The sequence below is a fragment of the Streptomyces sp. NPDC059142 genome (assembly GCF_042755665.1).
GTDB lineage: Bacteria > Actinomycetota > Actinomycetes > Streptomycetales > Streptomycetaceae > Streptomyces.
This window is the reverse complement of sequence record NZ_JBHZDA010000025.1, coordinates 29468-38417: the sequence shown is the minus strand read 5'-3', so window position 1 is coordinate 38417 and position 8950 is coordinate 29468. Positions and strand designations below refer to the sequence as shown.

Annotated in this window: 9 protein-coding genes and 1 pseudogene; 4 read left to right on the top strand and 6 right to left on the bottom strand. The window is 72.3% G+C overall.

The features are described 5' to 3' along the window. Nucleotides 1-75: 75 nt before the first annotated feature. Nucleotides 76-188: pseudogene (locus ACFXPK_RS12540) on the bottom strand (aldo/keto reductase); the annotation flags it as partial. A 107-nt stretch (nucleotides 189-295) separates the two neighbouring features. Here ACFXPK_RS12540 and ACFXPK_RS12535 point away from each other — a divergent pair. From ACFXPK_RS12535 to ACFXPK_RS12525, 3 genes are all read left to right on the top strand, one after another. Then, nucleotides 296-1075, top strand: a complete 780-nt coding sequence (locus ACFXPK_RS12535; RefSeq protein ID WP_385074497.1) for a Clp protease N-terminal domain-containing protein — start codon at nucleotides 296-298, stop codon at nucleotides 1073-1075. Between the two features lie 156 nt (nucleotides 1076-1231). After that, nucleotides 1232-3139 carry a rhamnogalacturonan lyase gene (locus ACFXPK_RS12530; protein WP_385074494.1) on the top strand — a complete coding sequence of 636 codons (1908 nt, stop codon included), beginning with the start codon at nucleotides 1232-1234 and terminating at the stop codon, nucleotides 3137-3139. 74 nt (nucleotides 3140-3213) lie between these two features. Continuing rightward, nucleotides 3214-4026, top strand: coding sequence for a pectate lyase (locus tag ACFXPK_RS12525; protein ID WP_385074492.1), 813 nt, complete (start codon nucleotides 3214-3216; stop codon nucleotides 4024-4026). 16 nt (nucleotides 4027-4042) lie between these two features. Here ACFXPK_RS12525 and ACFXPK_RS12520 read toward each other — a convergent pair whose 3' ends face one another. The 5 genes from ACFXPK_RS12520 to ACFXPK_RS12500 all read right to left on the bottom strand — a co-directional run bounded on the left by ACFXPK_RS12520 (nucleotide 4043) and on the right by ACFXPK_RS12500 (nucleotide 7956). Beyond that, complete coding sequence (locus ACFXPK_RS12520; protein ID WP_385074490.1) at nucleotides 4043-4576, bottom strand: hypothetical protein; 534 nt, start codon at nucleotides 4574-4576, stop codon at nucleotides 4043-4045. A gap of 126 nt (nucleotides 4577-4702) precedes the next feature. After that, nucleotides 4703-5383: a response regulator gene (locus ACFXPK_RS12515; RefSeq protein WP_384992134.1), complete on the bottom strand. Its 681-nt coding sequence runs from the start codon at nucleotides 5381-5383 to the stop codon at nucleotides 4703-4705. Continuing rightward, nucleotides 5371-6576, bottom strand: a complete 1206-nt coding sequence (locus ACFXPK_RS12510) for a histidine kinase (RefSeq protein ID WP_385074568.1) — start codon at nucleotides 6574-6576, stop codon at nucleotides 5371-5373. The genes ACFXPK_RS12515 and ACFXPK_RS12510 overlap by 13 nt, the downstream gene beginning before the upstream one ends. 49 nt (nucleotides 6577-6625) lie before the next feature. Continuing rightward, complete coding sequence (locus ACFXPK_RS12505) at nucleotides 6626-7333, bottom strand: response regulator transcription factor (RefSeq protein WP_384992131.1); 708 nt, start codon at nucleotides 7331-7333, stop codon at nucleotides 6626-6628. A 113-nt stretch (nucleotides 7334-7446) separates the two neighbouring features. Continuing rightward, nucleotides 7447-7956: a MarR family winged helix-turn-helix transcriptional regulator gene (locus ACFXPK_RS12500; RefSeq protein ID WP_384992129.1), complete on the bottom strand. Its 510-nt coding sequence runs from the start codon at nucleotides 7954-7956 to the stop codon at nucleotides 7447-7449. A 140-nt stretch (nucleotides 7957-8096) separates the two neighbouring features. Here ACFXPK_RS12500 and ACFXPK_RS12495 point away from each other — a divergent pair, with 140 nt between their 5' ends. Further along, a complete protein-coding gene (locus ACFXPK_RS12495) occupies nucleotides 8097-8861 on the top strand; it encodes an SDR family NAD(P)-dependent oxidoreductase (RefSeq protein ID WP_385074485.1) in 765 nt (254 codons plus the stop codon). The last annotated feature ends 89 nt before the right edge of the window (nucleotides 8862-8950 follow it).

Below are 8950 nucleotides of genomic sequence, written 5' to 3'. Positions count from 1 at the left end.
AGAGTGTGGGGCCGTGCGGGGGCCCCGCGGGGCGCGGCGTAGATCTCGTGGGGTGGGGGCCCCCCCCCCCCGGGGGGGGGGGCGCCGTCGGGCCTCCGCCATTCACCGCCGATCGCCCAGCAACCGAAACCGAGTGCGCCGACGTCGATCCCACTGTTTCCCAGGGTCCTGCTCTGCGTCTCAACCATGGCCGGAACCCTAGGAGTTGGAGCGCACCCGAAGGCAAGGGCATCCGCGCGACACAATCGTCAACTTCGGGTTGACGACCCTCCATCGTCAACCTAAGGTTGACGGTATGGAGCATCCCGAGAACCTCAGCCAGAACGCCGTCCCGGTCATCAACCCCGTCCGCCTCGACGATCTGATCGAAGGCATCAAGAAGGTCCACTCCGACACGCTCGACCAGCTCTCCAGCGCGGTCGTGGCCGCCGACCACCTCGGCGAGGTGGCCGACCACCTCATCGGCCACTTCGTGGACCAGGCCCGGCGCTCCGGCGCCTCCTGGACCGACATCGGCCGCAGCATGGGCGTCACCAAGCAGGCCGCCCAGAAGCGCTTCGTACCGAAGACCCCCGGCGAGCCGTCCACCCTCGAACCGAGCGACGGGTTCAGCCGGTTCACCCCGGGGGCGAAGAGCGCGGTGGTGGGCGCGCAGAACGAGGCGCACGCCGCGGGGAACGACGAGATCGGCACCGCGCACCTCACGCTCGGCCTGGTCGGCCTGCCGGACACCCTGGCCGCACGGGCGATCGTCGCCCAGAACGTCCCGCTGGACACCGTCCGCCAGGCGGCGACGGCGGCGCTGCCGCCCCGGGCGGAGACGGTGCCCGCGCTGGTGCCGTTCGACGCGGGGGCGAAGAAGGTGCTGGAGCTGACCTTCCGCGAGGCGCTGCGGCTCGGCCACAACTTCGTCGGGACCGAGCACATCCTGCTGGCGCTGCTGGAGTACGAGGACGGTACGGGCATCCTCCACGAGTCGGGCATCGGCAAGACCGCCTCGGAGGCCGAGATCACCGAGGCGCTGGCGGCGGTCGTCGCGGCCACCGCCCGGGAGGCCGGCAAGCCGCAGGAGTAACAGCGGGAGCGGGAGCAACAGAGGGGGAAGAACCTCCCGGAGGACGCCGCCGCCGCGCCGTCGAAACTTTCCCGACGCGGGGCGGCAACCTTTCCCGTACCGGCGGCGACCAGAGAGCACAGGGGCCCCAACCCCCCACCCCCTCTGGAGGATTCCGTGCGGTTCAGACCCCCACCCCCGGGCAGTTCACGCCCGCGCGCCCGCGGCTGGAAGCTGCTGGGCGTGCTCGCTCCGGCCGGCGCGGTCGTCGCCGCCCTCGTGTCCCCCGCGGCGGCGCCCGCCCAGGCGGCCGACGCGCCGTCCGCGGGCACACAGGACGTCCGGCTCGCCGCCGCGCGCATGGAGCGGCTGGACCGCGGGCTGGTGAGCGTGCACACCGGCAACGACAACCTGGTGAGCTGGCGCTGGCTGGCGACCGACGCCGACAACGTCACGTTCAACCTCTACCGCGGCACGCTCAAGGTGAACACCGAGCCGATCACCACCACCAACTACCTGCACAAGGACGCGCCCAACTCGGCGGACTACACGGTGCGGGCCGTCGTGAACGGCACGGAGCAGGCCGCCTCGCCCAGCGCGACGCAGTTCCGGCCGGGCTATCTCGACGTGCCGATCTCGGTGCCGCCGGGCGGCTCCGACTACACGTACGAGGCCAACGACGCCTCCGTCGGCGACCTCGACGGGGACGGCGACCTCGACATCGTCCTGAAGTGGCAGCCCACCAACGCCAAGGACAACTCGCAGTCCGGGGTCACCGGCAACACGATCGTCGACGGCTACACGCTCCAGGGCCAGCGGCTGTGGCGGATCGACCTCGGCCGCAACATCCGCTCCGGGGCGCACTACACGCAGTTCCAGGTCTTCGACTACGACGGCGACGGCAAGGCCGAGGTCGCCATGAAGACCGCCGACGGCACGGTCGACGGCACGGGCAAGGTCATCGGCAGCGCCTCGGCCGACTACCGCAACTCCTCCGGTTACGTACTGACCGGCCCCGAGTACCTGACCGTCTTCAACGGCCAGACGGGCGCGGTGCGTTCGACCGTGGACTACGTGCCGCCGCGCGGCACCGTCTCCTCGTGGGGCGACTCGTACGGCAACCGCGTGGACCGCTTCCTGGCGGGCACCGCCTATCTGGACGGGACCACCCCCTCCCTGATCATGGCGCGCGGCTACTACACCCGTACCGTCATCAGCGCCTGGAACTTCACCGGCGGGCAGCTCACCCGCAAGTGGACCTTCGACACCAACAGCTCCACCAACACCGGCAAGGGGTACGACGGCCAGGGCAACCACGCGCTGACCATCGGTGACGTGGACGGCGACGGCCGGGACGAGATCGTCTACGGCTCGATGGCCGTCGACGACAACGGCTCGGGGCTGTGGACGAACAAGAACGGCCACGGCGACGCGGCCCACCTCGGCGACCTCGACCCGTCCCGCCCGGGGCTGGAGTACTTCAAGGTGGACGAGGACGCCTCGAAGCCGTCGTCGTACTTCGCGGACGCCAGGACCGGACAGGTCCTCTGGTCGACCCCGGCCTCCGGTGACAACGGCCGCGGCGTGTCGGGCGACATCTGGGCCGGCAGCCCCGGCGCCGAGTCCTGGTCGGCGGCGGACGGCTCGCTGCGCAGCACCACCGGCGCCGCGCTGGGCCGCAAGCCGTCCTCGGTCAACTTCCTGGCCTGGTGGGACGGCGACCCGGTGCGCGAACTGGTCGACGCCACCCGTATCGACAAGTACGGCACCTCCGGCGACACCCGGCTGCTGACCGCCTCCGGCGTGCACTCCAACAACGGGACGAAGGCGACCCCTTCGCTCTCCGGCGACATCCTCGGCGACTGGCGCGAGGAGGTCATCTGGCCCACCGCCGACAACACGGCGCTGCGGATCTACTCCACCCCGCACCTGACCGACCGGAAGATCACCACCCTGCTCCACGACCGGATGTACCGGACGGCGCTGGCCTGGCAGAACACGGCGTACAACCAGCCGCCGCACCCCAGCTTCTTCATCGGCAACAACATGCCGACGCCGCCCCGCCCGGTCATCACCACCCCATGACCTCCCTCCCCCGCACCTCCCCGCTCATGTCTCCCCGATCGAGCGGCCCACGCGACTCAAGGAGCCCCCTCCGCATGACTGACCAGCAGCACGGCAAGCAACTCGGCATCAGGAAGCGCCGGATGATCGCCGGTGGCCTCGGCGCCGTCGCCCTCACCGTCGGCGCGCTGACCTCCGGTCTGACCCTGCCGTCCGCGATGGCCGCCACCTGGCCGTCGGCCAACGGCAGCGAGGCCGTGGGCGCCACCAAGCCGATCAGCGGCACCGTCGACGGCGGCATGAAGCGCTACTACGGCACCGGCGACCTCGGCTCCGGCGGCCAGGACGAGAACCAGGAACCGCTGTTCAAGCTCGCCGACGGCGCGACCCTGAAGAACGTCATCATCGGCGCGCCCGCCTCCGACGGCATCCACTGCTCCGGGAGCTGCACGCTCCAGAACGTGTGGTGGGAGGACGTCGGCGAGGACGCGGCCACCTTCCGCGGCACCGGCAAGACGTTCAACGTCGTCGGCGGCGGCGCGCGCAAGGCCGAGGACAAGATCTTCCAGTTCAACGGCGGCGGCACGCTGAACATCTCCAACTTCGCGGGCCAGGACTTCAAGACGTTCGTCCGCTCGTGCGGCAACTGCTCCTCGCAGTACAAACGCACGATCAACGTCACCAACACGGAGATCACCGCGCCCGGCGGGGTCATCGGCGGGATCAACACCAACTACGGTGACTCGCTGACCCTGCGCGGTATCACCATCGTCGGGGACAGCAGCAAGAAGATCGTGCCGTGCCAGAAGTACATCGGGAACAGCACCGGTGCCGAGCCGACGAAGAACGGCTCGGGCCCGGACAGCACGTACTGCAAGTACGCCACCTCCGACCTGACCTACAGGTAACGGGGAGGCCGGCCCCTCAGGGGCCGTAGACGTCTTCTCCGGCGCTGGTCCCGGTCCCCGTACCGTCACCGGTGCCGGAGGAGGCGTAGCCCTCGCCCTCCTCGACCGAGCCGCCGAGCCTGCTCCGGGCGGACTCGACGTGCCGCTTCTCGTTGGTGCCGATCACCCAGCGCGTGCCGATCAGATAGGCACCGCCGTACATCTGCGCGTAGTCGACCCACTCGCGCTTGCCCTTGTCGGTGGTGAAGCTGATGAGGGTGTACGCGGTGTCGCCCTTCTTGCAGACCCCCTGGCGGTAGTCCTCCACCGTCATCCTGATCCGGGCCTCGCAGCCGACGGCGGCGGCGAGCTGCTCCACCGTGGCGGGCCGGGGGGACGGTGCGGCGGAGGCGGCGGGCCGCTCGGGGGCCGCCCGGTTCCCGTCCTGCTCGGAGGCCCGGTCCCCGCCCTGCTCCGTGGCCCGGTCCTTGCCGTCGGCCTGGTCCCGGCCGGTGTCGCCGCCCCCGCATCCGGCGAGCAGCAGCACCCCCGCGGCGATCAGCCCGGCCACCACGGGACGGGGCCCGGGGCGCGAGGGGTACAGCGGTCGCGGCCTGTGCCGCCGGTGCGGAAGAAGGCGTATCACGCCCACGGGTACGTACCCGGCGGCCCGCCCGTTCAACGCGCGGTGCTCCGGTCAACCGCGGTGCGGCGCCCCCTCGTCGGGACGGCGGGGCACGTTGTTCAGATAGGTGAGGACGGCCTGCACCCGCCGGTGCCCGCTGTCGCTCGGCGGCAGCCCCAGCTTCAGGAACACATTGCCGATGTGTTTGGACACGGCCCGTTCCGTGACGACCAGGGTGGCGGCCATGGTCGTGTTGTCATGGCCCTCGGCCATCAGCTTGAGGACCTCGCGCTCGCGCGGTGTCAGCGAGTCGAGGGGCGAGTCCCGGCGGCGGGTGAGGAGTTCGGTCACCACCTCCGGGTCGAGCGCGGTGCCACCGGCCGCCACCCGGTCCAGGGCGTCGAGGAACTCGTCCACCCGGCCCACCCGGTCCTTGAGCAGATAGCCGACGCCCTTCGCACCGCCGCCCAGCAGCTCGGCGGCGTACGACTCCTCGACGTACTGGGAGAGGACGAGCACCGGCAGCCCGGGGATCTCCTTGCGCGCCGCGAGCGCCGCGCGCAGCCCCTCGTCGCGGAAGCCAGGCGGCATCCGTACGTCGAGCACGGCCACGTCCGGGCGGTGCGCGAGCAGCGCCGGCACCACCTCGGGCCCGCTGCCCGCCACGGCCACGACCTCGTGCCCGGCGGAGGAGAGCAGCAGGACGAGCCCTTCCCGCAACAGGGCGTGGTCCTCGGCGATCACCACACGCACGGCAACTCCACTTCGATCAGGGTCGGGCCCCCGACGGGGCTCGTCACGGCAACGGTTCCATCCAGCGCGGCGACCCGGCGCCGCAGTCCCAGCAGCCCGGACCCGCCCGGCTCCGGACCGGAGCCGGCCCCGGGGGCGGGGCCGGCGAGGGCTTCTTCGGCGCCGCCCCCGCCCTCGTCGCGCACCCGCACCCGCAGCCCCGTCGCCGTCCGGTCGAGCCGGACCTCGGCCCGGTCGGTGCCGCTGTGCCGGGCCACGTTGGTCAGGGTCTCCGCGACGACGAAGTACGCGGCGGCCTCGACGGCCGCCGGGGCGCGTGAGGTGTCCCGTGTCCCGTCGTCCAGACCCTCCACCCGTACGGTCACGTCGAGGCCGCTGCCGGCGGCGAGGGCGCGTACGGCTCCGGTGAGGCCGCGGTCGGTGAGGATCGGCGGGTGGATGCCGCGTACGACGTGGCGCAGTTCCGTCAGCGCCTCCTCGGCCTGGTCCTGCGCGTCGTCCAGGAGCTTGCGGGCGGCCACCGGGTCGCCGTCGTACATCCGCTTCGCGAGGCCGATGCGCAGGGAGAGGGAGACCAGGCGGGCCTGGGTGCCGTCGTGCAGGTCCCGTTCGATACGGCGCAGTTCGGCGCCGTGCGCGGCGATCGCGCCCGCCCGGGTCTCGGTCAGCTCCTCGACACGCACGGCCAGCCGCGCCTTCGGCGAGGGCTTGAGCAGCGCGGTCGACCAGGCGGCGTCGAGATCCGCGAGCCGGCCGATCAGCGGCAGGACCACCGCCCTGCGGCCCAGCAGCCCGCACCGCACGCCGTCGACGGCCAGACCGGCCGCCCACAGCGGCACCGCCAGGCAGACGAGGCAGCCGTACACGTAGTGGGCGGCCATCCAGCGCAGATCGGCATAGGTGCCGGGGTCACGGACCACCGTGCGCAGCCGCTGCCGGAGCGTCCCGGTGAGCGGGAGGTACGCCTCGGGGATCTCCCGGCCCGTCCACGCGGCCACCTGGCGCCGCTTGGCCCCGGCCATCCGGCGCACCAGCAGCACCGTCTCGGGCAGTATCCCGGCGCCGACCACCAGCAGGGTGACGGCGGCCGTGAACAGCAGCACGCTGATGAAGAGGTACGAGCCGAAGGCCAGCGCCGCGGCCCTGGCGAGCTGGAGCGTGGCCCGCGCCGCCTGGCGCACGGTCGTCCGCATGGGGCTCATCTCAGCAGTCTCCTCCGGCTCCGGGGCGTGCGGCGGCGGCTCAGTGGCCGAGCCGGTAGCCGAAACCCTTACGGGTGTGGATCAGCGGGGGATCCTCCTGGTCGACCTTGCGCCGCAGCCGGGAGACCAGCTTCTCGATGGCGTTGTCGGCGCGGTCCTCGCCCCAGACGTGCCGGCGGATCTGCTCCTTCGAGAGGACCTGTTCCGCGTGGACCAGGAGGTGGCGCAGCAGCCGGTACTCGGCGGGGGTGAGGTCGAGCGTACGCCTGCCGCGCCGGGCCCGGCACGTGGCGTCGTCCAGGGTGAGGTCGCCGTAGCGCGGCGCCCCGGTCCGCGCGCCCTCGCCACGGGTGCGCAGCAGGGTCTCGGCCCTGGCCAGCACCTCGGCGATACGGAACGGCTTGGTGACGTAGTCGGCGACGCCGGTGCCGACCCCCGCGGCGAGGGAGTCGAGGTTGTCCAGGGCGGCGAGGAAGAGCAGGGGCGGGCGGTCGGCGGCGGGGATGCTGGGGTAGCCGCTGCCGTGCGCCAGGTCGCGGGTGGTCAGGTCGACGACGACCAGATCGGCGGGGTGTTCCCCGAGCCGGGACAGCGCCTCCTGGCCGGAGCGGGCCGTCGCGGTGCGGAAGCCCGCGAGCTCCATGGTGGTCGAGACGAGTTCGACCGTGCCGGGGTCGTCGCCGACGATGAGGACGCGGCGCCCGGCCCCCCGCGTCGGCAACGGGTTCCCGCTGGCATTCCCGTACATGGACCGACCGTTCGTGTAGGGCTCGCGGGCCGCTGTCCCGTGAGCCGCTGTCTGGTGGGCCGGCGACTCGTGGGCCACCGTGTCGTTCGCCGCCATCTGTCCGTCCCCCGCGTTCAGGCGGTGGGCGGGGCCCCGGCGTCGTCCTCGTCGGCGGCGCTGCTGAGGAAGTCGTCGACCATCCGGTGGAAGAGGGTGGCGAGCTGGTGCAGCTCCTCGGGCGACCACTCCCCCAGGGCCATCTCCATGCCCCGGCGGCTCGCGTCGCGGATCCGGCCGATGGCGTCCCGGCCGACCGGGGTGAGCTGGACGCGCTGGGCCCGGCGGTCGTCGGGGTCCGGGACGCGGGTCACGTAACCGGACTTCTGCAACTGCTGCACCTGGCGGGTGATGTGCGACGCCTCGACGCCGAGCCGGACGGCCAGCTCGCCGGGGCGCAGGGCGTCGGAGTCGGCCATCGCCCGCAGGAGGGCGACGGCGGCGCGGTCCAGCGAGACGCCGGCCAGCGCCATCAGGCGCTCGTGCTGGCGGACCCGGTTGGTCAGGTACGAGATGTGGGTGAGGGCACGCTCGATCTCGATGATGTCGGCCGAGACGGGGACGTCGGTGCGTGGCGGTGTGGGCATGTGCCCCACTTTATCATCTGCTTGCTTGACTCAAGTAAGTCAAATATGCTTGCCTGACTCAACCAAGCGGGCGCCCCACCGTACCGCGCGCCCGTCCAGGACCACCCGACCCTATCGGCAGGAAGAAAGCGGGCACCCTCATGAGCACCACGGGCCTTCAGGGACGCAGTGTCGTCGTCACCGGGGCGGGATCGGGGATCGGCCGCGCCGCCGCCCTCCACTTCGCCCGGGAGGGCGCCCGGGTCCTGGTCGCCGACCTGGACCGGAAGGGCGCCGACGCGACCGTCGAGGCGATAACCGAGGCGGGCGGGACGGCCGTCGCGGTCGTCGGCGACCTGAGTGACCGGCAGGTCGCGGAGCGGGTCGTCGCCACGGCCGTGGAGAGCTTCGGCGGGCTGGACGTGCTGGCGAACAACGCCGGTGTCATGGACCGCATGTCGGCGCTGGGCGAGACCGACGACGACGAGTGGGACCGGGTCATCGGGGTCAACCTGACGGCGCCCTTCGTGCTGACCCGGGCCGCCCTGCCGCACCTGCTGACCTCGGGCAAGGGCGCGATCGTCTTCACCGCGTCCGAGGCCGGCCTGCGGGGCAGCGCCGCCGGAGCCGCGTACACGGCCTCCAAGCACGGGGTCGTCGGGCTGACGAAGTCGCTCGCCGTGATGTACCGGACGCGGGGCATCCGTACGAACGCCATCGCGCCCGGCGGCACCGCGACACAGATCCGGGTCGACCCGCGGCGCGAGGCCGAGGGGCCGGCCGCGCTCGCCCCGTACCTCGGGCTCGCGGGCAAGGTGTCGGAGCCCGAGGAGCAGGCCGCGGCGATCGTCTTCCTCGCCTCGGACGCCGCGAGCAACATCAACGGGGCCGTGCTGCCCGTGGACAACGGCTGGTCCGCGATCTGACCCCGCGTCGGCGGTGACCCGGGGGAAGAGCGCCCCGGGTCATCCCAGCCGGATCATTCGCCCCGGATCATCCGAGCCGGGTCACCCGA

Excerpts from the sequence above, each read along its gene's own strand:
- ACFXPK_RS12535 (WP_385074497.1), top strand. The coding sequence starts at position 296 with ATGGAGCATCCCGAGAACCTCAGCCAGAACGCCGTCCCGGTCATCAAC.
- ACFXPK_RS12525 (WP_385074492.1), top strand. The coding sequence starts at position 3,214 with ATGACTGACCAGCAGCACGGCAAGCAACTCGGCATCAGGAAGCGCCGG.
- ACFXPK_RS12510 (WP_385074568.1), bottom strand. The coding sequence starts at position 6,576 with ATGCGGACGACCGTGCGCCAGGCGGCGCGGGCCACGCTCCAGCTCGCC.
- ACFXPK_RS12505 (WP_384992131.1), bottom strand. The coding sequence starts at position 7,333 with ATGTACGGGAATGCCAGCGGGAACCCGTTGCCGACGCGGGGGGCCGGG.
- ACFXPK_RS12500 (WP_384992129.1), bottom strand. The coding sequence starts at position 7,956 with ATGCCCACACCGCCACGCACCGACGTCCCCGTCTCGGCCGACATCATC.
- ACFXPK_RS12495 (WP_385074485.1), top strand. The coding sequence starts at position 8,097 with ATGAGCACCACGGGCCTTCAGGGACGCAGTGTCGTCGTCACCGGGGCG.